The 23,466-nt window shown below is 59.2% G+C and carries 20 protein-coding genes and 1 pseudogene; 8 read left to right on the plus strand and 13 right to left on the minus strand.

From position 1 onward, the window contains the following. Nucleotides 1–3 precede the first annotated feature (3 nt). A pseudogene (locus ACLHDD_RS00625) lies at nucleotides 4–951 on the plus strand (acyltransferase family protein). 50 nt (nucleotides 952–1,001) lie between these two features. On the opposite strand, the gene panD reads toward ACLHDD_RS00625, so the two are convergent. From panD to thpR, 9 genes are all read right to left on the minus strand, one after another. Next, the gene (gene panD / locus ACLHDD_RS00630; protein WP_010254022.1) at nucleotides 1,002–1,382 is read right to left on the minus strand and encodes an aspartate 1-decarboxylase; all 381 of its coding nucleotides are present in this window, start codon (nucleotides 1,380–1,382) and stop codon (nucleotides 1,002–1,004) included. A 47-nt stretch (nucleotides 1,383–1,429) separates the two neighbouring features. Then, nucleotides 1,430–2,284 (minus strand): pantoate--beta-alanine ligase, encoded by an 855-nt coding sequence (panC, locus tag ACLHDD_RS00635; protein WP_427102519.1) that lies wholly within the window; start codon nucleotides 2,282–2,284, stop codon nucleotides 1,430–1,432. Between the two features lie 15 nt (nucleotides 2,285–2,299). Next, the gene (gene panB / locus ACLHDD_RS00640) at nucleotides 2,300–3,094 is read right to left on the minus strand and encodes a 3-methyl-2-oxobutanoate hydroxymethyltransferase (RefSeq protein WP_427102520.1); all 795 of its coding nucleotides are present in this window, start codon (nucleotides 3,092–3,094) and stop codon (nucleotides 2,300–2,302) included. Nucleotides 3,095–3,177: 83 nt separating this feature from the next. After that, nucleotides 3,178–3,663, minus strand: coding sequence for a 2-amino-4-hydroxy-6-hydroxymethyldihydropteridine diphosphokinase (gene folK / locus ACLHDD_RS00645; protein WP_427102521.1), 486 nt, complete (start codon nucleotides 3,661–3,663; stop codon nucleotides 3,178–3,180). After that, nucleotides 3,660–5,078, minus strand: a complete 1,419-nt coding sequence (gene pcnB / locus ACLHDD_RS00650; RefSeq protein WP_427105147.1) for a polynucleotide adenylyltransferase PcnB — start codon at nucleotides 5,076–5,078, stop codon at nucleotides 3,660–3,662. The genes folK and pcnB overlap by 4 nt, the downstream gene beginning before the upstream one ends. A 38-nt stretch (nucleotides 5,079–5,116) precedes the next feature. Further along, nucleotides 5,117–6,043 carry a tRNA glutamyl-Q(34) synthetase GluQRS gene (gene gluQRS / locus ACLHDD_RS00655; protein ID WP_427102522.1) on the minus strand — a complete coding sequence of 309 codons (927 nt, stop codon included), beginning with the start codon at nucleotides 6,041–6,043 and terminating at the stop codon, nucleotides 5,117–5,119. A 73-nt stretch (nucleotides 6,044–6,116) separates the two neighbouring features. Continuing rightward, nucleotides 6,117–6,572 carry an RNA polymerase-binding protein DksA gene (gene dksA / locus ACLHDD_RS00660; protein WP_111140281.1) on the minus strand — a complete coding sequence of 152 codons (456 nt, stop codon included), beginning with the start codon at nucleotides 6,570–6,572 and terminating at the stop codon, nucleotides 6,117–6,119. Nucleotides 6,573–6,819: 247 nt separating this feature from the next. Beyond that, nucleotides 6,820–7,524, minus strand: a complete 705-nt coding sequence (gene sfsA / locus ACLHDD_RS00665) for a DNA/RNA nuclease SfsA (RefSeq protein ID WP_427102523.1) — start codon at nucleotides 7,522–7,524, stop codon at nucleotides 6,820–6,822. Beyond that, a complete protein-coding gene (thpR, locus tag ACLHDD_RS00670) occupies nucleotides 7,502–8,059 on the minus strand; it encodes an RNA 2',3'-cyclic phosphodiesterase (RefSeq protein ID WP_427102524.1) in 558 nt (185 codons plus the stop codon). Before thpR ends, sfsA begins: the two co-directional genes overlap by 23 nt. Before the next feature lie 30 nt (nucleotides 8,060–8,089). On the opposite strand from thpR, the gene hrpB reads away from it, so the two are divergent. The 6 genes from hrpB (at nucleotide 8,090) to fhuB (ending at nucleotide 19,311) form a co-directional block, all read left to right on the plus strand. Beyond that, on the plus strand, nucleotides 8,090–10,573 hold the full coding sequence (gene hrpB, locus ACLHDD_RS00675) for an ATP-dependent helicase HrpB (protein ID WP_427102525.1): 2,484 nt from the start codon (nucleotides 8,090–8,092) through the stop codon (nucleotides 10,571–10,573). Nucleotides 10,574–10,671: 98 nt separating this feature from the next. After that, on the plus strand, nucleotides 10,672–13,203 hold the full coding sequence (mrcB, locus tag ACLHDD_RS00680) for a bifunctional glycosyl transferase/transpeptidase (RefSeq protein WP_427102526.1): 2,532 nt from the start codon (nucleotides 10,672–10,674) through the stop codon (nucleotides 13,201–13,203). Nucleotides 13,204–13,401: 198 nt separating this feature from the next. Continuing rightward, nucleotides 13,402–15,606 carry a ferrichrome porin FhuA gene (gene fhuA, locus ACLHDD_RS00685; RefSeq protein ID WP_427102527.1) on the plus strand — a complete coding sequence of 735 codons (2,205 nt, stop codon included), beginning with the start codon at nucleotides 13,402–13,404 and terminating at the stop codon, nucleotides 15,604–15,606. A gap of 43 nt (nucleotides 15,607–15,649) precedes the next feature. Next, on the plus strand, nucleotides 15,650–16,444 hold the full coding sequence (fhuC, locus tag ACLHDD_RS00690) for a Fe3+-hydroxamate ABC transporter ATP-binding protein FhuC (RefSeq protein ID WP_427102528.1): 795 nt from the start codon (nucleotides 15,650–15,652) through the stop codon (nucleotides 16,442–16,444). Nucleotides 16,445–16,453: 9 nt separating this feature from the next. Beyond that, complete coding sequence (gene fhuD, locus ACLHDD_RS00695) at nucleotides 16,454–17,332, plus strand: Fe(3+)-hydroxamate ABC transporter substrate-binding protein FhuD (RefSeq protein WP_427102529.1); 879 nt, start codon at nucleotides 16,454–16,456, stop codon at nucleotides 17,330–17,332. Then, the gene (fhuB, locus tag ACLHDD_RS00700) at nucleotides 17,332–19,311 is read left to right on the plus strand and encodes a Fe(3+)-hydroxamate ABC transporter permease FhuB (RefSeq protein WP_427102530.1); all 1,980 of its coding nucleotides are present in this window, start codon (nucleotides 17,332–17,334) and stop codon (nucleotides 19,309–19,311) included. The genes fhuD and fhuB overlap by 1 nt, the downstream gene beginning before the upstream one ends. Before the next feature lie 351 nt (nucleotides 19,312–19,662). Here the strand turns inward: fhuB and hemL are convergent, their stop codons facing one another. After that, a complete protein-coding gene (gene hemL / locus ACLHDD_RS00705; protein WP_427102531.1) occupies nucleotides 19,663–20,943 on the minus strand; it encodes a glutamate-1-semialdehyde 2,1-aminomutase in 1,281 nt (426 codons plus the stop codon). Nucleotides 20,944–21,146: 203 nt separating this feature from the next. On the opposite strand from hemL, the gene erpA reads away from it, so the two are divergent. Continuing rightward, the gene (gene erpA, locus ACLHDD_RS00710) at nucleotides 21,147–21,494 is read left to right on the plus strand and encodes an iron-sulfur cluster insertion protein ErpA (RefSeq protein ID WP_111140272.1); all 348 of its coding nucleotides are present in this window, start codon (nucleotides 21,147–21,149) and stop codon (nucleotides 21,492–21,494) included. Nucleotides 21,495–21,524: 30 nt separating this feature from the next. Here the strand turns inward: erpA and ACLHDD_RS00715 are convergent, their stop codons facing one another. From ACLHDD_RS00715 to mtnN, 3 genes are all read right to left on the minus strand, one after another. After that, nucleotides 21,525–21,776 (minus strand): hypothetical protein, encoded by a 252-nt coding sequence (locus ACLHDD_RS00715; protein ID WP_427102532.1) that lies wholly within the window; start codon nucleotides 21,774–21,776, stop codon nucleotides 21,525–21,527. Nucleotides 21,777–21,896: 120 nt separating this feature from the next. Continuing rightward, complete coding sequence (gene btuF, locus ACLHDD_RS00720; protein WP_427102533.1) at nucleotides 21,897–22,691, minus strand: vitamin B12 ABC transporter substrate-binding protein BtuF; 795 nt, start codon at nucleotides 22,689–22,691, stop codon at nucleotides 21,897–21,899. Further along, on the minus strand, nucleotides 22,684–23,382 hold the full coding sequence (gene mtnN / locus ACLHDD_RS00725; RefSeq protein ID WP_427102534.1) for a 5'-methylthioadenosine/S-adenosylhomocysteine nucleosidase: 699 nt from the start codon (nucleotides 23,380–23,382) through the stop codon (nucleotides 22,684–22,686). The genes btuF and mtnN overlap by 8 nt, the downstream gene beginning before the upstream one ends. Nucleotides 23,383–23,466 lie beyond the last annotated feature (84 nt).

The following is a 23,466-nucleotide window of genomic DNA, read 5'->3' on the forward strand; positions in this document are numbered from 1 at the left end:
CGGATGAATCGTATAACGTGGATCGATAATCTGTGGGGTTGAGTATTCTCGCAATCATTTTTTTGCACAGTACTATCGCCGTACATAACAATGCCGGACATTTTACTGCCTTCAGCAGTCTGTTAAATGAGATGCTGGCGCCGGTCAGATATCGGATTGATGTGCCTGGTGTCGGGGTTATTTGTCGATGCGGGATTAAGAAAAGGTCTGGGTCCTTTTTTTAATAATAAAGTGCGCAGTATCCTCTATTCGTTTGTGGTCTGGGTTGCGGTTTATGGCGGATTAAAAATTCTATTCAGCTCAATGGCGAATACGCCGCAATCACCAATGAACATTATTCTCTTCCACCTCACTGGTGGCGGCGATATGACCGGGTTCCTGCATTCGTTGTTTAGCTTCTTTATTGCGATTATCTTTGCGCGTCATCTGCCGTTTCTGCTGGTGTTTGCCAGCTTCGACAATACCCATATCAACAAGTTGCTCTATCTGTTTATTTTCTTCTCTCCCGGAGATGACGTGGTCAGAAAGCAGGTCGATATTACAGAAAAAGTTCAGCATGGCCCGACACTGCTTATTTCACTGGTCAGTTTCATCGTGCTCTCCTGCCTGAATATCTTTGTGCTGGATCGTCATGCTCAGGCATTATTATCGCCGCTGGCGCTGCTGTCAGTGCCGCTGTTTGTCTGGATTTCGCTGAAGCTGAAGTCTGAGCTGGTCTACTGCATTGGCGTGAATTCAATCGTCTTTTACCTGTCGCATTATCTGGCGATTCAGTTCTGCAGTAAAATTGTGAAATTTGAAAGCCCGTCAGCCTGGGCGAATGATGTGAAGTTTATTTCGGCATTTCTGGTCGCGCTGGCCTTGCCGTGGACATTGTATCTGATGAGAAAACGCGGCTGGTTCAATTTCTTCTGCACGATGAAGAAGTCAATGACCAGCAAAACAGCCTGATATCTGCGGTAATGATAAAGGCCGGCCGTTTAACGGGCCGGCCTTTTTTATCAGGCAATCTGCACCGGCAGGGCTTTTGCCAGACGCTTCATCTGATTATCGCCTTCAAAATAGGCGACTTTGGGCTGCCACTGACGCGCTTCGGCATCGTCAACCTGCACGTAAGAGCAGATAATTAAAATATCGCCTTCACAGGCGCAGCGGGCGGCAGCACCGTTGACCGAAATAATTTTAGAGCCGCGTTCAGCCGCGATAGCGTAGGTAGAAAAACGCTGTCCGTTGGTGACGTTATAAATATCGATCGCTTCATATTGCAGAATGCCCGAAGCATCCAGAAAATCCTGATCGATAGCACAGGAGCCTTCATAGTTGAGGTCCGCCTGTGTCACCTTGACGCGGTGCAATTTGCCTTGCAGAACTGTGCGAATCATAGCCAGAAACCTTGTCAGAGAAAGAAAATAACCTGCCGCGGGTGTAATTACAGCGTCAGGTCAACAGTTTGATTATCGATCAGGCGGGCGTTACCCAGCCAGGCAGCCATCAGCACCACCGCACGCTGACTATCTACCGTCAGCGGTTGCAGTGTTTCCGCATCGCAGATCGCCAGGCCATCCGGACGGAGTCCCTGCGCCAGCAGGGCGTCACTGGCCGCCTCAACGATCTCTTCGACGTGACGCTCACCGTTTTCCAGCCGCGTCGCCATCTGTTTCATCACCTGGCTCAGCACCGGCGCCAGCTTGCGCTCCTCAGCTGTCAGGTAACCGTTGCGCGAACTCAGCGCCAGACCATCTTTCGCCCGCACGGTTGGCACGCCAACAATGTCAATGTCGAAGCCCATATCGGCCACCATCTTACGAATGATAGCCAGCTGCTGAAAATCCTTTTCACCGAAACAGGCAATATCGGGCTGGACCAGATTAAACAGTTTGCTGACGATGGTGGCAACGCCGCGGAAATGGCCGGGACGGGTGGCCCCTTCCAGCAGGGAAGAGAGCACCGGGACTTCAACGAAGGTCTGATTCTGCGCGCCCTGCGGATAGACTTCGGCAGGCGAGGGGGCAAAGACTACGTCAACCTGATGACGGTTCAGCTTTTCGCAATCCTCCTGCAGCGTGCGCGGGTAGCGCGCCAGGTCGTCGGCACGATCGAACTGCATCGGATTCACAAAGATCGAGACGATGACGATGTCGCCGCGTGCGCGCGCTTCATCCACCAGCGTCAGATGCCCTTCATGCAGATTGCCCATGGTAGGCACCAGCGCAATGCGTTTACCCTGCTGACGCCAGCGACGAACTTCCTGACGCAGCATCAGTAGCGTTTCAATGATCAACACGATGATTCTCCCGGATTACTGAAAACTGTGCTCTGCCGCCGGATAGGTGCCGGCCCCGACATCGGCGATATAGCGACGAATGGCCGCGCGAACGTCGCCGGTCTCCGCCAGGAAATTTTTAGCAAATTTAGGGATATGGCCGCCGGTCACGCCCAGTGCGTCATGCATCACCAGAATCTGTCCGTCGGTAACGTTACCCGCCCCGATGCCGATCACCGGGATGGTGAGCGCATCGGTAATGCGCTGCGCTACGGAGACCGGAACGCACTCCAGCACCATCAGCTGTGCGCCTGCGGCCTCCAGCGCCAGTGCATCTGCCAGCAGCTGATCAGCACCCGCTTCGTCACGGCCCTGCACTTTATAGCCGCCAAAGATATTCACAGACTGCGGTGTCAGGCCGAGATGCCCGCACACCGGCACTGCCCGCTCGGTCAGCATCTGCACGGTTTCAGCCAGCCAGCTGCCGCCTTCCAGTTTCACCATGTTGGCGCCGGCACGCATCAGCTGCGCGGCGCTGTCGAAGGTCTGTTCTGGCGTAGCGTAACTCATGAACGGCAGGTCGGCGAGCAGCAGGGCCTGCGGCGCACCACGGCGGACCGCCGCGGTGTGATAAGCGATGTCACTGACCGTAACCGGCAGCGTGGAGTCATGCCCCTGTACCGTCATCCCTAACGAATCACCAACCAGCAAAACCTGAATGCCTTCCTCGGCAAACAGACGAGCAAAACTGAAATCGTAAGCGGTCAGCGTGGCAAACTTTTTGCCGCTGGCCTTGGCCTGACGCAGATGTGAAATCGTGGTGGGTTTCATGGCGCTCTCAACTCAGGAATTCTGATGCGCGCAGTTTACTGGATAGCGTGAACGAGCGGAATCACCGATGTGCGTTTGTTGCGTCAGCCGTGCCACAGCACGATGCTGCGGGTGTCAAGAGAGGTCAGGAAGGGGCGAAGGGGACGGCCATCCGGCAGGCAGAGATCCGATGCTATCGCCAGCAGTGGCACCAGCATAAAGGCGCGATTCAGCAGATCATAATGCGGCACAGTCAGCCGGGCCGTGTTGATCCGGGCATCGCCAAACAGCATCAGATCGATATCCAGCGTACGCGGTCCCCAGCGTTCTGCTTTTCGCACCCGGCCATGCTCATGTTCGATGCGCTGAGTATGATCCAGCAACGCCTCTGCACTGAGATCAGTTTCCAGCGCCACGGCGGCGTTGAGAAAATCAGGCTGATGGGGTGGGCCATAAGGCGGCGTGCGGTAGAATGGCGAGGTCGCAATGCGCTGCGTCTGCGGCAACGCATCGAGTGCGGTCAGTGCTGCATCAACCTGATGCAGCGGATCGGCCAGATTACTGCCTAACGCGAGATAAACCCGTGTCATGAGACGTTGCGGTTGTCGCGACGGGGTGCGGAAGTGCGGCGGCGCGGACGGCGTGAGCGGTTGCGTGGCACCGGATCGTCGCCCAGATTATTCAGCATGTTTTTCTGCTGTGGCGGTGCGGCCACCTGGAACTCGCCCCACCACTGGCTCAGGCGCAGCAGTTCCGGGTTATTCTCCACCTCTGCGCGCAGCGCCAGCAGATCGTAAGCGGCACGGAACTTCGGATGCTCCATCAGTTTCCAGGCGCGTTTTCCGTGACGACGAGACATGCGCAACTGCAGCAGCCAGATATCGCGGATCAGTGAGGTAATGCGTTTCGGAATCGCCAGCGCGCGGCACGCTTCATCCAGCGTATCGTTCATTGCCATCGCAAAGGCTTCAAAGTAGGTCAGGCCGCTCTCCTGCGCAATGCGCTCTGCCGCTTCGAGCTGCGGATACCAGAACATCGCGGCAAACAGGAACGCCGGATTAACGCGCATCTCATTGTGAATGCGGTTATCGGTGTTTTTCAGCACCTGCGCCACCATCCGCTCCATGTGACTGTCGCTGTTTTCCGTGAAGTTACGGGCCAGCGTCGGGAACAGCGGCTGAAACAGCTGATATTCACAGAGTTTGAGATAGGTGCTGTAGCCGTAACCCGCCTGCAGCAGTTTCAGGGACTCTTCAAACAGGCGTGCAGGTGGAATATCCCGCAGCAGCGAAGCCAGACGCGGAATCGGCTCGGCCGTTTCCGGCGCGATACGCATATTGAGTTTGGCGGCAAAGCGCGCGACGCGCAGCATGCGGACCGGATCTTCCCGATAGCGGGTTTCCGGATCGCCAATCAGACGGATAATGCCCGCCTCCAGATCGCTGATGCCGCCGACATAGTCGCGGACGGTAAAATCAGCCACGCTGTAGTAGAGGCTATTGATCGTCAGATCGCGGCGCTGAGCGTCATCTTCGATAGAGCCGAAGATGTTGTCGCGCAGCAGCATCCCGCTCTGGGCGCGCTGCGAACTGTTGCGATCCTCATCGGGCTCTTCCGTCTGATGATGGCCACGGAAGGTGGCGACTTCGATCACCTCGGGTCCGAACATCACGTGAGCCAGGCGGAAACGGCGACCAACCAGGCGACAGTTGCGGAACAGCTTGCGCATCTGCTCAGGCGTGGCATTGGTCGTGACGTCGAAATCTTTGGGCTTTTGCCCCAGTAGCAAATCGCGCACGCCACCGCCTACCAGATAGGCTTCATAACCGGCTTTGTTCAGGCGATAGAGCACTTTGAGGGCATTTTCGCTGATGTCTTTACGTGAGATGGTATGGCTTTCACGAGGGATGATGGTCATAAGACGCTCTGGTTCAACCTCTGCTGGGGCTTCCTCTTCATCTCGCTTAAGGACTTTCCGGCAAAAATTAGCTACTCGGGTAAAAATGGGACACCTCGACAGTGGCAATAAGGGTGTAGGTAAAATCAGCGGCTAATCATAGCCTGTTGAGAACCGTTTGAGAATGCTGTTGTCTGTGCATCCGGTGTCAGGGCGTTCTCCTGCGGCATCAAAGCGATATTCCACTGTGCCACCGCATCAGACAGCAGTTTCTCCTGCGTTAAATCCTGCCAGCCGCAGGAAACCGGCTGGCCGAGAAAACGCAACGCTGCCACCAGCAGCGGTCGGGCATCGCCCGCTGGCAGGGCAGGCGCGTGATTCTGCTTCGATAACTTATTGCCATCGCGATTCAGCGCCAGCGGCAGATGCATCCAGTCGGGTACCGGCCAGCCAAACTGCTGATAGAGCGCAATCTGGCGCACCGTCGGCGCAATTAAGTCTGCGCCGCGCACCACTTCGGTGATGCCCTGAAAGTGATCATCAACGACGACCGCCAGATTATAGGCAAACAGGCCATCCCGGCGGTGAATGATAAAGTCTTCCTGCGCCAGCGCCTGCTCTGCGTCTATCCGGCCGCGCAGCCGATCCTCAAAGGCGAGAACCGGCGCATGCTGGCGTAAACGCAGTGCGGCATTCTCCGGCCCGCGCTGGCGGTCACGGCAGTAGCCATCATAGAAGCCGCCAATCTGCTGGATGCGGCGTCGGGTACAGGTGCAGTAATAGCTCTGTCGATGCGCCCGGAGCCAGTCCAGCGCCTCACGGTAAGCATCATGACGCTGAGACTGCCAGAGCACTTCGCCATCCCACGTTAAGCCATAGTGTTCAAGCTGCTGCAGGATACGGCTGGCGGCACCCGGCACTTCACGTGGTGGATCGATATCTTCAATCCTCACTCGCCAGAGACCCTTCTGCGCGCGCGCGCTCAGGTAACTGCCCAGCGCAGCAATCAGCGAGCCAAAGTGAAGTTCACCAGAGGGGGAAGGGGCGAAACGGCCGATACAGGAGGATGACATAAGTTTCAGAAGTGACCACGCAGGGAGCGAAGTAGCCGGTGCTCCACTGCGTGGTAACAGGCTGGACGCGGCATCAGCCGGCCATTTGTTTCTCACGAATTTCTGCTAACGTCTTGCAGTCGATGCAGAGATCGGCCGTCGGACGTGCTTCGAGACGGCGGATACCAATCTCAACGCCACAGGAATCGCAATAACCGAAGTCGTCATCTTCGACTTTCTTCAGTGTTTTCTCGATCTTTTTAATCAGTTTACGTTCGCGATCGCGGTTACGCAGCTCCAGGCTGAACTCCTCTTCCTGTGCGGCACGGTCAACCGGGTCCGGGAAGTTGGCAGCTTCATCCTGCATGTGCGATACGGTACGATCGACTTCGTCCCGCAATTGATTACGCCAGGCTTCCAGAATCTTACGAAAATGGGTCAGCTGCGCGTCGTTCATATACTCTTCGCCAGCCTTCACCTGATAAGGTTCGACTCCGGCGATAGCGAGAATACTCAGGGACGATGTTTTACGGTTTTGACCTTCTTGCATGTTGCTTCTCCTGGATAACACGCACTATACCCTTTCACTGACGTCTCACAGGGGCGTAACTGCCAGCCTGCATCTGACCTCTGTCGGGTACATCGATCCCCCATTGGGGAAAAAAACAGGCCGCTATAAATAACAGAAGCAGTCAGGGTTGGCAATTCTTCATGAACACACCTTGACAAGCCTGTGAGGAACAGCGTATTCAGCGTTTAGCCCAGAACATTCTTAGCACATAAAATTGCAAAAGATATTACAAGGTTACGTTGATCGGCGTTTTAAGAAACATTCCCTGCGCCGACAGCTCTGCCTGATATGCTAAAACCTCTACGCCCTCCTGCTGCGCCTGAGCCAGTTGTTCTGCATACGCCGCATCGATGTGACGTGCCGGGGAAACGTCCTCAATCCCCGCGTGCAGAACGGCAAACAACAAAACGGCCCGATGACCTTCTGACGCCACTGTCGCCAGTTCACGCAGATGCTTTTGGCCTCGAATCGTCACCGCATCCGGAAAATACCCTTTGCCTTCATGTAAAAGAGTGACGGATTTGACCTCAATATAGCAGTTGCGCCGCCCCTCTGCTTTGAGCAGGAAATCAATTCTGCTCTTTTCAGTCCCATATTTAACTTCGGCCTGACGCTGCGTGTAACCGGCCAGTTCGGGCAGCTGGTTCAGATCCAGCGCTTCGGCCACCAGCGGGTTAGCGCGCAGGGTATTGACGCAGATCCAGTGTCCCTGCTGCGTCTCGGTCAGTTCCCAGCTGTGGGGATATTTGCGCGTCAGGCTATCTGAGGTGGAGTACCAGACCCGATCACCCGGCGTGGCGCAGCCGGTCATGGCACCCGTGTTGGCGCAGTGGATCGTCAGCACCTCGCCGTCGGGCGTCATGACATCGGCCAGAAAGCGTTTATAACGTGCAATCAGACGGGCGGGCTTAAGGGGCGGAGAAAAGTGCATGCGGATCCTGAGAAGCAAGTGGCCAGCTGGCCAGGGCGCGATAACGGGTCCGGCCCCGGCTATATTCAGAGGCGAACAGTGAAAAACGCGAGACACGGAAATGCCAGTGAAAGCCGCGCGGCGGTAATGCCACTGGCTGTGTGGCGTGACGTAACAGCGTAATGTGTGGATGAAACGGCTGTGGGCTCTGGTGACAGCCATGCCGGGCGGCCTGCGCCCGCAGCAGACTGGCGAGCTGCAACAATCCGCGTGGCGCGCGCTGGCAGCCGAGCCAGACCACACCGGGGCGTGGCCAGTGTCCGGCATCATCCAAATCGAGATCGAAACCGGGCTGAATGATGCGTGACGCCAGCGTCTGCAGACGCTGTGAGGTGTCCGGTGTCACTTCACCCAGAAACGCCAGCGTCAGGTGCAGATTCGCCGCGCCGACCGGTACGCCCGCCTCCGCCGGAAAGGTGTCGGCTCGCCAGCGCACCAGCGCCTGCTGCATATCGTCAGGCAGGCTGAGGGCAAAAAATAAGCGTTGTGTCGCCATGGCGCTCTCCGGCAAATATCGCGTGCTACAATGCGCACCATCTTAGCACAGGCAGAAGCGGAGTTTGCTGTGAGCGATTTACCGGTCAGCATGGTGCTGCCTGACCTCCTGGCGGCGCTGAAAGACGCCTCTCAAGTCCTGCTGGCCGCCCCCACGGGCGCGGGCAAATCGACCTGGCTGCCGCTGCAGCTGTTACAGCAGGCGGGGCTGGCGGGACGAATCATCATGCTGGAGCCACGGCGGCTGGCGGCACGCAATGTGGCGCAGCGGCTGGCAGAGCAGCTGGGCGAGCAGCCGGGAGCCACGGTCGGGTTCCGGATGCGCGGCGAAAGCTGCGTCGGCCCCCGGACCCGGCTGGAGGTGGTCACCGAAGGGATGCTCACGCGCATGCTGCAGCACGATCCAATGCTGGAAGGCGTGTCACTGGTGATCCTTGATGAATTTCATGAACGCAGCCTGCAGGCCGATCTGGCGCTGGCGCTACTGCTCGATGTGCAGCAGGGGGTGCGCGACGATCTGAAGATTCTGCTGATGTCCGCCACGCTGGATAATGCCCGGCTGGCGGCACGGCTGCCCGATGCGCCGCTGATTGTGTCAGAGGGGCGCAGCTTTCCGGTTGAACGGCGTTATGCGTCGCTGAATCAGACGGTGCGCTTTGAAGAGGCGGTCGCACGAGAGGTCGCCCAGCTACTGCGGGATGAGAGCGGATCGCTGCTGCTGTTTCTGCCTGGCGTGGCGGAGATCGAGCGGGTGAAGCGCGAGCTGGAATCCCGAATCGGTGACGATGTGGATCTGACCCCGCTGTATGGCGCGCTGCCGCTGGCGGCGCAGCGACAGGCAATTCTGCCTGCCGCCGCCGGACGCCGTAAGGTGGTACTCGCCACCAATATCGCCGAAACCAGCCTGACGATTGAGGGGATCCGGCTGGTGGTCGACAGCGCCCTGGAACGCAGCGCCCTGTTTGACGCCCGCAGCGGTGTTACGCGCCTGCAGACCCAGCGGATCAGTCAGGCCTCCATGATCCAGCGTGCAGGCCGTGCTGGTCGACTGATGCCAGGGATTTGCCTGCATTTATTGCCGCAGGAGCAGGCCGCGCGTGCGGCGGCACAGAGTGAACCGGAGATCCTCAACAGCGATCTCTCCTCGCTGTGGCTGGATCTGCTGCAGTGGGGCTGTACGCAGCCCGGGCAATTACAATGGCTGGACGAGCCACCCGCCCGCCATCTCGACGCGGCACAACAGCAGCTGAGCCGGCTGGGGGCGCTGGACAGCCACGGCCTGCTGAATCCGCTGGGACGGCGCATGGCGCAGCTGGGTTGTGATCCCCGCCTGGCGGCGCTGCTCTGTGCGGCAGGCGAGGAGCCGGATGCGGTCGCCAGCGCCGCGCTGCTGGTGGCGATTCTGGAAGATCCGCCGCGCAGCGGCAGCGCCGACCTGCGTGATGCGTTACACCGGCCTCAGCCTCAGTGGCAGCGACGGGCGCAGCAGTGGCAGCAGCGGCTTCGGATCCGGGGCGGCCGGGTCGATGACGACTGCTTTGCCGCCCTGCTGGCGGCGGGATTCGGCGATCGGCTGGCGCGACGGCGCGACCAGAGCGGACGCTATCAGCTGGCCAACGGGCTGGGTGCCAGGCTCGATGAGCAGGATGGCCTGACGCGCAGTGAATGGCTGATTGTCCCGGCGCTGCTGCAGACCAGCGCCACGCCGGATGCCCGGATGCTGCTGGCGCTGCCGGTTGACATTGAGGCCCTGTGCCAGCAGCAGCCGTCACTGGTGGAGCGCCGGACCGAAGTGGAGTGGGATGAAGAGAAAGGCACACTGCGTGCGTTCAGGCGCGAGCAGATCGGCGCACTGGTGCTGAAAACCCAGCCGATGGCACGCCCGGAGCCGGACGTGCTGCATGCGGCCATGCTGCGCTGGATCGCGGAAAAGGGGTTGTCGGTGTTGGGCTGGTCGCCGGAGGCGGAGCAGCTGCGGCTGCGCATCCAGTGCGCGGCGCAGTGGCTGCCGGAAGAGAGCTGGCCCGCCACCGATGACAGGACGCTGCTTGAGAGCCTGTCGCAGTGGCTGCTGCCACAGATGTCCGCCGTGCGCGATCTCCGCAGCCTGCAGGCGGTGAACCTGACCACCGCACTCTTACATTTACTCACATGGTCACAACGCCAGCGGCTGGATAGTGCGCTGCCAACTCATTACACTGTGCCGACCGGAAGCCGGCTCCCCATTCGCTACGATGCGGATAAGCCGCCCGCCCTGGCGGTGCGGATTCAGGAGATGTTTGGCGAAGCACGTAATCCGGCGGTCGCCGACGGGCGTGTCCCGCTGGTGCTGGAGCTGTTATCGCCCGCGCAGCGCCCGCTGCAGATCACCCGCGATCTGGCGGCGTTCTGGCGGGGGGCCTGGCCGGAGGTCAGGAAAGAGATGAAAGGGCGCTATCCTAAACATCTCTGGCCAGAGGATCCGGCCACCGCCTTGCCAACAAGGCGGACCAAAAAAATGTCCCCGCAGGGTTGAGTCCACTGGATCGAATTCAGAGGGTTCTGCCATGCGGCACGCGAGAAAGCAGTTAGAGTAGCGGCGCTGCCGTAAGCACTGCCTGGAGAAGAAAAGTAATGTCTGGGAACGATCGCGAACCAATCGGGCGCAAGGGTAAACCGTTGCCGCCGCGCAGCAGTACGGGCCGGGGACGACGCAGGGATATCGAACAGGATATCGGTCAGGACGATTTTAATGATGACGAGGAGGAGGCGCCGGTGCCACGTAAAGGTAAAGGTGGAAAACCGCCGCGCGGCAAACGCCGTTGGCTGGGATGGATAATTAAACTGTTCCTGGTGTTTGTGGTGGTGATGGCCGTATGGGGCATCTACCTCGACTCGGAAATTCGCAGCCGGATCGACGGTAAAGTGTGGCAACTGCCCGCCACCGTCTATGGCCGCATGGTCAGCCTGGAACCGGGCATGGCCTACAACAAAAGTGAAATGGTGGCGCTGCTGGAAGGAACCCAGTATCGCGAAGTCTCCCGGATCACCCGCCCTGGCGAGTTTTCGGTTAAAGGCAACACGATTGAACTGCTGCGTCGTCCGTTTGATTTCCCCGACAGTAAAGAGGGGCAGATCCACGCGCGCATGAGCTTCACAAAGGATGAGCTGAGCGAGATTAAAAACCTCGAAACCGGCCGCGATTTTGGCTTTTTCCGTCTCGATCCACGCCTGATTACCATGCTGCAGTCACCGAACGGTGAACAGCGACTCTTCGTTCCGCGCACCGGCTTCCCGGATCTGCTGGTCGATACGCTGATCGCCACCGAAGACCGTCACTTCTACGAGCATGATGGCATCAGCCCCTACTCGATTGGTCGCGCCTTCCTGGCGAACATCACGGCCGGTAAAGCGGTGCAGGGCGGCAGTACCCTGACGCAGCAGCTGGTGAAGAACCTGTTCCTCACCAACGAGCGTTCGCTGTGGCGTAAAGCGCGTGAAGCCTACATGGCGGTGATCATGGATGCACGCTACAGCAAAGATCGCATTCTGGAGCTCTACCTGAACGAGGTCTATCTCGGTCAGGCGGGCAGCGATCAGATCCGCGGTTTCCCGCTGGCGAGCCTCTACTACTTTGGCCGTCCGGTTGATGAACTGAGTCTGGATCAGCAGGCGATGCTGGTCGGCATGGTGAAAGGGGCGTCACTCTATAATCCGTGGCGTAACCCGAAACTGGCGCTGGAGCGCCGCAACCTGGTGCTGCGTCTTCTGCAGCAGCAGAAAGTGATCGACCAGGAGCTGTATGACATGCTGTCGGCGCGTCCGCTGGGCGTGCAGCCGAAGGGCGGCGTGATTACGCCACAGCCTGCCTTTATGCAGATGGTGCGCAATGAACTGCAGGCGAAGCTGGGCGACAAAATCAAGGATCTCTCCGGGGTGAAAATCTTCACCACGCTGGATCCGGTGTCGCAGGATGCAGCCGAAAAAGCGGTGATTGATGGCATCCCGACGCTGAAAAAACAGCGTGGCCTGAAAGATCTGGAAACGGCGATGGTGGTGGTCGACCGCTTCAGCGGCGAAGTCCGTGCAATGGTCGGCGGGGCAGATCCGCAGTATGCCGGTTATAACCGTGCGCTACAGGCGCGCCGCTCTATCGGGTCACTGGCGAAACCGGCGACCTATCTGACCGCACTGAGTCAGCCCAACAGCTATCGGCTGAACAGCTGGATTGCGGATGAACCGATAGCGCTGAAGCAGCCCAACGGCAGCATCTGGAAGCCGATGAACGACGACCGTCGCTTCAGCGGTAAAGTGATGCTGGTGGATGCACTGACCAACTCCATGAACGTTCCGACGGTGAATCTCGGCATGACGCTGGGTCTGGATGCGGTGGTGGAGACCTGGAACAAGCTCGGTGTACCAAAAGATCAGCTGCATCCGGTCCCGGCGATGCTGCTGGGTGCCCTGAACCTGACGCCGGTTGAAGTGGCGCAGGCGTTCCAGTCAATCGCCAGCGGCGGCAACCGCGCATCGCTGTCCGCCGTGCGTTCGGTGATTGCGGAAGATGGCAGCGTGCTCTATCAGAGCTATCCGCAGGCGCAGCGTGTTGAACCGGCGCAGGCCGCTTACCTGACGCTCTACACGATGCAGCAGGTTGCCGATCACGGTACCGCCCGTGCCCTGGGCGCGCGTTTCCCGAATGCGCATCTGGCCGGTAAAACCGGGACCACGAATGACCTGGTCGACAGCTGGTTTGCCGGCATCGATGGTAAAGAAGTCGCGATTACCTGGGTGGGACGCGACAACAACCAGCCGACCAAACTCTACGGTGCCAGCGGGGCGATGCAGCTCTATCGCCGCTACCTGGATATCCAGGCGCCGATGCCGCTTCAGCTGACGCCACCGGAAGATGTGTCGATGATGAATGTGGACTCTGCCGGTAACTTTGTCTGCGGCACGGGCAGCAGCACCTGGCGTTCGCTGCCAGTGTGGGCGCTGGATCCGAACGCGCTGTGTCAGCAGCAGCAGCAACAGATTCAGCAGCAGCAACAGCTTTTCGATCAACAGCAACAACAACAACAGCAGCAGCAACCGGCTCAGCAACCGCAGGAGCAAAAAGATAGCGACGGCGTAGCAGGCTGGATAAAAGATATGTTTGGCAAATAATCCGGTCTGACCGGTTAAAAAGGGCGCTCCGGCGCCCTTTTTTTTGCCTGACGATCCTGCGCGTGCTGGCCTGTACAGGCTGTCACAGCGGGGATTTTCGCTTGCAGTGCCGGAGGCGTTTCGCATATTATCGAAACGATATAATAATCATTATCGTTTCGATTCGCTTGACTGCGCCCGCTGCCCAGAGACACTTTTATGAACGTGCGAACGACTTTTTCTGACAACACCCAAAAAACCTTTTCCCGTCCTCTTCTGGGCATCCTGATTACCCTCAGCCTCAGCGCCAGCCTTCACGCGGCGCAGCCGGAAACCCTGGTCGTCTCGGCCGATGGCGGCAGCGGCGTCGAAGCGGAAAACCCCTGGGGCCCGGCGCCAACGATAGCGGCGAAACGCAGCGCCACCGGTACCAAAACGGATACGCCGATTGAAAAAAATCCGCAGTCTGTCTCCGTGGTGACCCGCGAAGAGATGGCAATGCGCAACGTGACCAGCGTTAAAGAGGCGTTCAACTACACGCCCGGCGTACTGACCGGGAACCGTGGCAGCTCAGGTGTGATTGATGCCCTGTCGATTCGCGGCTTCAGCGAAACCAATACCAATCAGTATCTCGATGGCCTGAAACTGCAGGGGGATAGCTTCTCTGAGTTTGCCATTGATCCCTACTTCCTGGAGCGCGCCGAACTGCTGCGCGGTCCGGTTTCGGTGCTATATGGCAAAAGCAATCCTGGCGGCGTGGTTGCGCTGGTGAGCAAGCGGCCGACGACGGAAACCCAGCGTGAAGTGCAGTTCCAGATGGGCAACGACAATCTCTTCTCGACCGGCTTTGATTTCGGTGGGGCGCTGGATGATGACGGCGTCTACAGCTATCGACTGACGGGCCAGGCGCGCAGTCAGGATGCGCAGCAGGCGATGAACAAAGAGAAGCGCTACACCATCGCTCCCTCGTTCAGCTGGCGTCCCGACGATCGCACTCGTATCGATCTGCTGACCTATTTCCAGAACGAGCCGGAAACCGGCTATTACGGCTGGCTGCCGCGGCAGGGCACCGTGGTGCCGATTACCCGCGCCGACGGCAGCCAGTACAAACTGCCGACTGACTTCGATGAAGGCGAGCAGAGCAACAATATTTCACGCACCACCAAAATGGTGGGTTATAACGCTGAGCACAGCCTCAACGACACCTGGACGGTGCGTCAGAATCTGCGTTACGCCGATCTGCGTACCGACTATCGCAGCATTTATGGCAACGGGCTTATCCCGGGGACCCAGGTGATATCCCGTGGCTCTGCGATCTCGCACGAGAAGCTGAACCAGTTTGCGGTGGACAACCAGGCGCAGGCAAAATTTGCTACCGGCCAGGTGGATCATACGCTGCTGCTGGGCGTGGATTATCAGCGTACCCACAATGATATTGATGCCCGGTATGGTGCGGCATCCGGTCTGGATGCCGTCAATCCGCAGTATGGCAATAACAGCGTGACATCATACGGACCTTATCAGCATCTTGATAAGCAGCGTCAGACTGGTCTTTATACACAGGATCAAATGGAGTGGAACCGCTGGGTGCTGACGCTCGGTGGACGTTATGACTACGCCATGACCTCCGTTTACGATCGGGTTAAAAATAGCGTTGACCGTCAGAATGATCAGGCCTTTACCTGGCGTGGTGGTCTGAACTATGTGTTTGATAACGGTATCGCACCTTATTTCAGCTACAGCGAAGCCTTTATTCCCAATGCGGGTGCGACCCATGACGGTCAGGCATTTGATCCGTCCCGCGCGAAGCAGTATGAAGCGGGGGTGAAGTATGTGCCGAAAGATCGTCCGGTGGTGCTTACCGCCGCGCTTTATCAGCTCACCAAAACCAAAAACCTGACTGCCGATCCGGATACGGTTAATCATCCTAATGCCAGCGTGCAGAGCGGCGAGATCCGGTCGCGCGGCGTAGAACTGGAAGCGAAAGCGGCACTGAATGCCAACGTTAACCTGACGGCCGCTTACACCTACACCGATGCCGAATACACGGAAGACACGCAGCTGAAAGGCAAAACGCCGGTACAGGTACCAAAACAGATGGCCTCCCTGTGGAGTGATTACACCTTCCACGAGACCGCCTTATCGGGCGTGACGGTGGGCGCGGGTGTGCGTTATGTCGGCGAGAGCCAGGGGCTTTACAGCGCAGGCGCGCAGCAGAACCAGAACTTTAAGGTAGCCGGTTACACCACTGTCGATGCGGCGCTGAAGTATGACCTGGGTCGTCTGGGACTGCCGGGTTCGTCCGTTGGCGTTAATGTCAATAATCTGTTCAATCGTGAGTATGTCGCCAGCTGTTACCGTGATTACGCCTGCTACTGGGGGGCAGAGCGCCAGATTATCGGTACCGCAACCTTCAGATTCTGATTTAACCGGGCGCGCAGGCGCCCGTTCGTTCACAGGAATGATCATGCCACATCCTCACGCAAAAGCGTCGACCTTTACTCTGAAAAACGCCGGTTTTGACGTGCCAGGCCGCACGCTGCTTCAGCCGCTGTCGCTGACCTTTCCGCCGGGCAAAATGACGGCGCTGATTGGTCATAACGGCTCTGGCAAGTCGACGTTACTGAAAATGCTGGGCCGTCATCATACCGCCAGTCATGGCGAGGTTTTGCTGAACCAGCAGCCGACAGAAGAGTGGAGCAGCAAAGCTTTCGCCCGCGAAGTCGCCTATCTGCCGCAGCAGTTACCGGCAGCAGAAGGGATGACGGTTCGCGAACTGGTGGCAATAGGCCGCTATCCCTGGCATGGCGCCCTGGGACGCTTTGGACAGGAGGATCGTGACAGGGTGGAAGAAGCGATTGCCCAGGTCGGGCTGAAGCCTTTTGCCGGACGGCTGGTCGATAGCCTGTCGGGCGGCGAACGGCAGCGCGCCTGGCTGGCGATGATGGTGGCGCAGAACAGCCGCTGTCTGCTGCTGGATGAACCGACATCGGCGCTGGATATCGCTCATCAGGTCGAGGTGCTGGCACTGATAAAAACGCTGAGTCAGCAACGAGGATTAACGGTGATAGCCGTACTGCATGATATCAATATGGCCGCGCGCTACTGCGATCATCTGGTCGCACTGCGTCAGGGTGCGATGATCGCTGACGGTGATGCAGACGCGATTATGCAGGCTGACGTGCTGGCGGCGATTTATGGTATCCCGATGGGCATCCTGCCACATCCGCAGGGCGGCGCGCCGGTCAGTTTTGTCTGTTAAGGAAGTATCATGCCCGATCTTTATCGCCGCAGGCTGATGCTGGCACTGGCGGCCTCGCCGCTGTTTTGTGCTATGCCCCTGCGTGCTGTTACCCCCCAGGCTGGCCGTATTATTGCGCTGGAGTGGTTACCTACCGAACTTCTGCTGGCGCTGGGGATCACACCCTATGGCGTGGCCGATCTGCACAACTACAACATCTGGGTCGGACAGCCACCGCTTCCTGCTGGTGTAACCGACGTAGGTCTGCGTACCGAGCCTAACCTTGAGCTGATGGCGCAGATGCAGCCCTCACTCATCCTCTGTTCCAACGGCTATGGCCCGGCAAAAGAGAAGCTGCAACGTATTGCGCCTGCGATGGGATTTGACCTCCATGGCGGCGACGGTAAACCCTTTACCGCCGCCCGGGCCTCGCTGCGTCGGCTGGCGGCACGTCTGGGCATAAGCGAACGAGCGGAGCAGCATCTGCGCGAGGTTGATGCGCAACTGGCGGCGGCACGTCAGCGTCTGGCGCCCTATGCCGGACGCACGATCCTGCTGATGACGCTGCTCGACAGCCGTCACGCCATCGCCTTTGGTAAAAACAGCCTGTTTCTGGAGGTGATGACGCTGCTGGGCCTGAAAAATGGCTGGCATGGCGAAACCAGTTTCTGGGGCAGTGCGGTGATCGGCATTGAACAGCTGGCACAGGCAGGCGACGTTGAGGCGATCTGTTTCGATCACGACAACGACAGGGAGATGCAGCAACTGATGGGCAGCCCGCTGTGGCAGGCGATGCCATTTGTGCGTAGCGGACGCTTTCAGCGTGTGCCCGCGGTCTGGTATTACGGTGCCACACTCTCGGCGCTGCACTTTGTTCGCGTGCTGGAACGCGCACTGGAGAAACATTAATGCGTTACGCTCTGCTTCCTGCGGGCCTCTTCAGCCTGCTGTTCCTGCTGGCGCTGAGCCTCACGCTGACCAATCTGCATGAGGTGCTGCCGCAGGCGGAATGGTGGCAGGCACTCTGGTCGCCGGCCGTCGATAACCTGCCGCAGATGGTGTTTCACTACAGTCTGCTGCCGCGTACGGTGCTGGCACTGCTGGTGGGGGCCGGGCTGGGCCTGGCCGGTCTGCTGTTCCAGCAGATCCTGCGCAATCCACTGGCGGAACCGACCACGCTGGGCGTCTCCTCCGGCGCCCAGCTTGGTATTACTGTTGCTACGCTGTGGCATCTGCCGGGCGGCGTGCTGGCGCAACAGTTTGCGGCGCTGAGCGGCGCGCTGCTGGTGGGTGCCCTGGTCTTTGGCGTCGCCTGGAGCAGGCGGCTGTCGCCGGTTACGCTGATCCTGGCCGGGCTGGTGCTGAGCCTTTACAGCGGCGCGGTCAATCAAATCTTTGCGATTTTTAACCATGACCAGTTGCAGAACATGTTTCTCTGGAGCAGCGGTGCGCTGAATCAGATGGGCTGGGAGAATGTGCAACAGCTCTGGCCGCGCCTGCTGCTGGCGTTTGTCGCGGCGCTGGCGCTGCTGCGTCCGCTGACGCTGATGGGGCTGGATGACAATGTGGCGAAAAATCTGGGGCTGACACTTTCTGTCGCCCGGATTGGCGGGCTGGGGCTGGCGATTCTGCTCAGCGCACAGCTGGTGAATGTTGCCGGCATTATTGGTTTTATCGGGCTGTTTGCCCCGCTGCTGGCAAAGCTGGTGGGCGGAAGACGACTCATCAGCCGGATGGTACTGGCTCCGCTGACGGGGGCGCTGCTGCTCTGGCTGGCGGACAGCTGCGTGATGTGGCTCAGCCAGTACGGGCGCGATATCCCGACCGGTACGGCCACGGCTCTGCTCGGTGTGCCGGTCCTCCTGTGGCTGCTGCCACGCCTGCGCACCGGCTCTGTCGCACCCGCGCTGAATCAGGGTGACAGGGTGCCCGCCGAGCGTCAGAATCTGCTGCGCTGGCTGCTGATCGGTCTTATTGTACTGGGATTGCTGATGTGGGGAGGTCTGGCGTTCGGGCGTGATGCGCTGGGCTGGCGTGTCGCAGCCGGTGAGATGCTGCATGCTCTGCTTCCGTACCGCGCACCACGGTTGCTGGCCGCACTGGTGACCGGTCTGATGCTGGGCGTGGCCGGGAGCCTGATCCAGCGGCTGACCGGCAACCCCATGGCCAGTCCGGAAGTACTGGGTATCAGCTCCGGCGCCGCCTGCGGCGTGGTCATCATGATGTTTTTTGTACCCGGTGATGCGGTGGCCTGGCTGTTGCCCGCCGGTGCGCTGGGGGCGGCGCTGACGCTGCTGGTCATCATGACGGTAGCCAGCCGGGGAGGCTTTACGCCGGAGCGGCTGCTGCTGGCGGGCATGGCGCTTAACAGCGCCTTTGTCACTCTGTTGCTGCTGCTGCTGGCCAGCGGCGATCCGCGAATGGGCGGGCTGCTGACCTGGATCTCGGGTTCGACTTATAACATCAGCGGGACGCAGGCGGTACAGAGTGCGCTCTGCGCACTGCTGCTGGCAGGGCTGGCACCGCTGGCCACGCGCTGGCTGACACTGCTGCCGCTGGGCAGTGCGACTGCGCGTTCGGCCGGTATGGCGTTAACGCCTGCGCGGCTGAGTCTGCTACTGCTGGCCGCAGCGCTTACTGCCAGCGCAACCCTGACTATCGGCCCGCTGAGTTTTGTTGGTCTGATGGCGCCGCACATGGCGCGGATGCTGGGTTTCCGGCGAGCCCTGCCGCAGCTGCTGCTGTCGGGGCTGCTGGGGGCAGGATTAATGGTGCTGGCGGACTGGTGCGGCCGGATGCTGGCGTTCCCGGATCAGATTCCGGCCGGGCTGATGGCGACCTTCCTGGGGGCACCGTACTTTATCTGGCTGCTCAGGCGTTCGGGTTAAGAAAAAAGCAGGCGCATGCCAGACAGCGGTCTGATCCAGAGCAGGACGCATCAGATAACCACGAACAAGCGCAATGCGCAGGGCGTCGGGTCAGAGGAGGAAAGCGTTACACCGCCTGAAAAAGACGCCGGGAGCGCTTTTGAATCATGCAAAGCGTCAGCCCGTTTACGGGTGCATCTTATGGATGAGGTGCGTAATCGCGCGGGCCGGGCGCGTCATGGATGACGACTTTCGTGGCTTTCCGTTCGGCCCTGTTTCCTGTGCCTGCCTCCTCTCACAGCAGAGCGGGGCAAACCTTATCAATAACCAAAGACCGGCTGCTGCCGGTCTTTGTCTTTTACGCTGTCGAAACTACAGTTTCGCGAAGCAACGACGTGCGGCGTCCACGGTGTGCTGAATATCCGCCTCGCTGTGCGCCAGCGACATAAAGCCCGCTTCATAGGCTGATGGGGCAAAGTAAACGCCTTCTTCCAGCATCAGGTGGAAGAAGGTTTTAAAGCGCTCCACGTCGCAGCGCGTCACATCGGCGTAACAGGTCACGCTGTCAGCTTCGGTGAAGAACAGGCCGAACATGCCGCCAACGTGGTTAATTACCAGCGGGATGTTTTGCTGTTGTGCGGCCTCGCGCAGACCTTGCGCCAGCTGACGGGTCAGGGCATCCAGTTTCTCATGGGTGCCCGGCTGTGCAATCTGCGACAGGCAGGCGTAGCCCGCGGCCATCGCGATCGGGTTACCGGAGAGCGTGCCGGCCTGATAAACCGGCCCGGTCGGGGCCAGCGCGGCCATCACCTCGCGACGGCCACCGAAAGCCCCCACCGGCATCCCGCCACCGATAATTTTTCCGAGACAGGTCAGATCGGGACGCACGTTGTAATGCGCCTGGGCACCGCCCAGCGCGACGCGGAAACCGGTCATCACTTCATCGATAATCAGCAGCGCCCCGAACTCATCACAGATCGCACGCAGGCCCGGCAGAAAATCTGGCTGCGGCGGAATGCAGTTCATGTTCCCGGCAACCGGCTCCACAATAATGGCTGCAATATCATCAGGATATTGCGCAAAGGCACTGCGCACCGAATCGAGGTCGTTAAAGGTGCAGGTCAGGGTATGCTTTGCAAAATCGGCCGGAACGCCCGGCGAGTTTGGCTGACCCAGCGTCAGGGCGCCGGAGCCGGCTTTCACCAGCAGGTGATCGGCATGACCGTGGTAGCAGCCCTCAAACTTGATGATTTTATCGCGGTGGGTAAAGCCGCGCGCCAGGCGGATAGCGCTCATGGTCGCTTCGGTGCCGGAGTTCACCATCCGCACCATCTCCATGCTCGGCACCAGCTCGCACACCAGCTGCGCCATCGTCACTTCCATTTCGGTCGGTGCGCCAAAGCTCAGTCCGCGCTGAGCGGCTTCGATCACCGCATCGCGGATCGCGCTGTTGTTATGGCCGAGCACCATCGGGCCCCAGGATCCGACATAGTCGATATAGGCTTTGCCATCGGCGTCATAGAGGTAAGCGCCATCGGCATGTTCAATAAACAGCGGAACGCCGCCCACACCGGTAAATGCGCGTACTGGCGAGTTTACCCCACCCGGGATCAGGCGTTGTGCCTCGGCAAACAGTTGTTCGGACTTACTCATTTTCGGCTCCAGCGGTTCAGAAAAATATTGCCCCATTCTACGGAAGAGGGCCAGCAGACGAAAGGCAGATTCACACGCAGTGCCCTTTAGCGCACGGAAAGCGGCACAGAGTGCGAAGGGCAGAGCTTGATTGCGCTGAGGTGCTGACTGATAATAGCGTAATTGAGGTCGTTTTCTGACCTGGGCGTTTACCGGAGTAAAACATGAGTGATGAAGTAGCAGCACTGCCGTTGCAGTTTACCGACGCCGCAGCCACCAAGGTGAAAAACCTGATTGCCGACGAAGAAAACCCGGCGCTGAAACTGCGCGTCTATATTACCGGTGGCGGTTGCAGCGGTTTCCAGTATGGCTTCACCTTTGATGACCAGCTGAACGATGGCGATATGACGATTGAAAAGCAGGGCGTTTCCCTGGTCGTTGACCCGATGAGCCTGCAGTATCTGGTGGGCGGTTCAGTTGACTATACAGAAGGTCTGGAAGGATCGCGCTTTATCGTGACCAATCCGAATGCCAAAACCACCTGTGGGTGTGGTTCCTCTTTCAGTATCTGATGATGCAGGCCGTCATGCTGACGGCCTCGCTTACCACTCAACCGTAATCAGCCGATTACGCTGCTTTACACTTCCCTGCATCTGAATCTGACTCTCTGTCACGCGCGGCAGCGCCTGCGGCTGTCTGCCACAGTCGATCTGTGGCGCGGACTGACGCGGAGTCGTGCTGATTTCACAGCGTGAATAGATAACAAGTCTGGCAGCGATAGAGCCATTTATCGATGCCGCAATCCCTGTCCCGGCGAGCGATAGCCCTATGGCCAGCAGCAGTGCTCTGGTCATGATCAGTTCCTGGTGTCGTAAAGGCGCATAAGCGCTGAAAGGACGGCGAGCATACGTGGCGCGTCCGTCTCTGATAGTGTTTAACGGCAAGTAAAGCAGGGACTTTAATTAAATCACTCTTTACGGGGCGGGGTGCAGAGCTGCACAGAGCTGCCGGGCCGCCAGCAGCAGCCGCGGGCCTGGCCGGCTGATCCAGTCTTCGTTAATGGCGATTACCGGAACGCTAAGTTGTGGCCGCCAGAATGCGCGGATATTTTCCGCCTGCCGGAGGCTGCCCGCAATCACAATGGCCTGTGGATGACGCATCAGTACCTGCTCACGGCTGACCTGTGGCCAGCTGACGCGGCTTTCTGCAAAGATGTTGCTGCCGCTGCATAACCGGATAACCGCATCCTGCAGCGTGGCGCCGGAGGCCGTGAACAGCGGCTGCTGACCAAACTGCAGAAAAAGCGGAACGGCGGTGAGATGGCCATAGCGCTGCCGCAGCGCGACTGCCTGCTCGCGCAGCTGCTGTGCGGCGTGGGCGGCCTGCGCCGGATCAGGGCTCCAGCGGCCCAGCCCGGCCAGCGCCGCGAACATCTCATCCAGCGTCTGCGGATCGATCCATTTCACGGTCACGCCGAGCTGCTGCAACTGCGCAATCTGACGCTGCGGATTGCCACCGCGCCAGGCCAGCACCAGATCCGGCTTCAGCTGCAGAATACGTTCGGCCCGGATGCCCTGCCAGTTCGCGACCTGCTCAATCTGTTTCGCCTGCGGCGGATAGTCGGACCAGGCGCTTACCGCAATCGGGGTGATCCCGGCGGCAAAGGCGAGTTCGGTCAGGTGGGGAGCAAGAGTGATAACGCGGGGCGGGGAAGCCAGCAGGCTGCCGCTGAACAGCAGCAGCCAGCAGAGGAGCAGGGTTTTAGCCACGCGCCAGATGCGCCAGCAGGTTCTCCACCATCAGCGAAGATTGCTTCGCCGCGACGCTCAGGAACTCGTCGAAGCTGAGGTGAGATTCCTGATCGGCAACGTCGGAGATCGCGCGCACCACCACGAACGGCACCTGGAACTGGTGGCAGACGTGGCCGATCGCGGTCGCTTCCATTTCAACGGCAATCGCCTGCGGGAACTGATGACGGATACGCGCCAGCGGCTCTGCACCGTTGATAAAGGCATCACCACTTACTACCAGACCGCGCACGGCATTGAGATTCAGCTGTTTAATGCAGGCTTCTGCTGCCGCGACGAGCGTACTGTCGGCAACAAACGCGGCCGGACAACCCGCCATCTGACCCGGCTCATACCCAAACGCGGTGACGTCCGCATCGTGATAGCGCACCTCTTCAGACACGACGATATCACCGACGCTGAGTGTGGAGGCTAAGCCACCCGCCGAACCGGTGTTGATCACCACGTCGGGTTTGCAGAGCTGTAACAGCAGCGTGGTACCCAGCGCGGCAGAGGTTTTACCGATGCCCGATTTCAGCAGTGCCACCTCAACGCCCTGCAGGGTGCCGGTATAGATTTCACAACCCGCCAGCGACAGCGTTTGACGGTTTTCAATTTTGTCGCGCAGCAGGGTAACTTCCTGCTCCATCGCGCCAATGATGCCTGCTTTCATAATGAGTTCCGCTAATGTAAAGAGTCAAAATTTAGGGCATAGTTTAGCATGGCAATCCGGGGATTAATTCACGAAAAAGTCAGG

This window comes from Pantoea sp. NSTU24 (assembly GCF_050157905.1).
In the GTDB taxonomy this organism is placed as follows: Bacteria; Pseudomonadota; Gammaproteobacteria; order Enterobacterales; family Enterobacteriaceae; genus Pantoea.

What these genes read in the sequence shown, in the direction of transcription:
- hemL (WP_427102531.1), bottom strand. Translation starts at nt 20,943, where the DNA reads ATGAGTAAGTCCGAACAACTGTTTGCCGAGGCACAACGCCTGATCCCG.
- gluQRS (WP_427102522.1), bottom strand. Translation starts at nt 6,043, where the DNA reads ATGTCATCCTCCTGTATCGGCCGTTTCGCCCCTTCCCCCTCTGGTGAA.
- fhuA (WP_427102527.1), top strand. Translation starts at nt 13,402, where the DNA reads ATGAACGTGCGAACGACTTTTTCTGACAACACCCAAAAAACCTTTTCC.
- hrpB (WP_427102525.1), top strand. Translation starts at nt 8,090, where the DNA reads ATGCGCACCATCTTAGCACAGGCAGAAGCGGAGTTTGCTGTGAGCGAT.
- mtnN (WP_427102534.1), bottom strand. Translation starts at nt 23,382, where the DNA reads ATGAAAGCAGGCATCATTGGCGCGATGGAGCAGGAAGTTACCCTGCTG.
- erpA (WP_111140272.1), top strand. Translation starts at nt 21,147, where the DNA reads ATGAGTGATGAAGTAGCAGCACTGCCGTTGCAGTTTACCGACGCCGCA.
- panD (WP_010254022.1), bottom strand. Translation starts at nt 1,382, where the DNA reads ATGATTCGCACAGTTCTGCAAGGCAAATTGCACCGCGTCAAGGTGACA.
- mrcB (WP_427102526.1), top strand. Translation starts at nt 10,672, where the DNA reads ATGTCTGGGAACGATCGCGAACCAATCGGGCGCAAGGGTAAACCGTTG.
- thpR (WP_427102524.1), bottom strand. Translation starts at nt 8,059, where the DNA reads ATGGCGACACAACGCTTATTTTTTGCCCTCAGCCTGCCTGACGATATG.
- panB (WP_427102520.1), bottom strand. Translation starts at nt 3,094, where the DNA reads ATGAAACCCACCACGATTTCACATCTGCGTCAGGCCAAGGCCAGCGGC.
- fhuB (WP_427102530.1), top strand. Translation starts at nt 17,332, where the DNA reads ATGCGTTACGCTCTGCTTCCTGCGGGCCTCTTCAGCCTGCTGTTCCTG.
- dksA (WP_111140281.1), bottom strand. Translation starts at nt 6,572, where the DNA reads ATGCAAGAAGGTCAAAACCGTAAAACATCGTCCCTGAGTATTCTCGCT.
- ACLHDD_RS00715 (WP_427102532.1), bottom strand. Translation starts at nt 21,776, where the DNA reads ATGACCAGAGCACTGCTGCTGGCCATAGGGCTATCGCTCGCCGGGACA.
- folK (WP_427102521.1), bottom strand. Translation starts at nt 3,663, where the DNA reads ATGACACGGGTTTATCTCGCGTTAGGCAGTAATCTGGCCGATCCGCTG.
- sfsA (WP_427102523.1), bottom strand. Translation starts at nt 7,524, where the DNA reads ATGCACTTTTCTCCGCCCCTTAAGCCCGCCCGTCTGATTGCACGTTAT.
- fhuD (WP_427102529.1), top strand. Translation starts at nt 16,454, where the DNA reads ATGCCCGATCTTTATCGCCGCAGGCTGATGCTGGCACTGGCGGCCTCG.
- fhuC (WP_427102528.1), top strand. Translation starts at nt 15,650, where the DNA reads ATGCCACATCCTCACGCAAAAGCGTCGACCTTTACTCTGAAAAACGCC.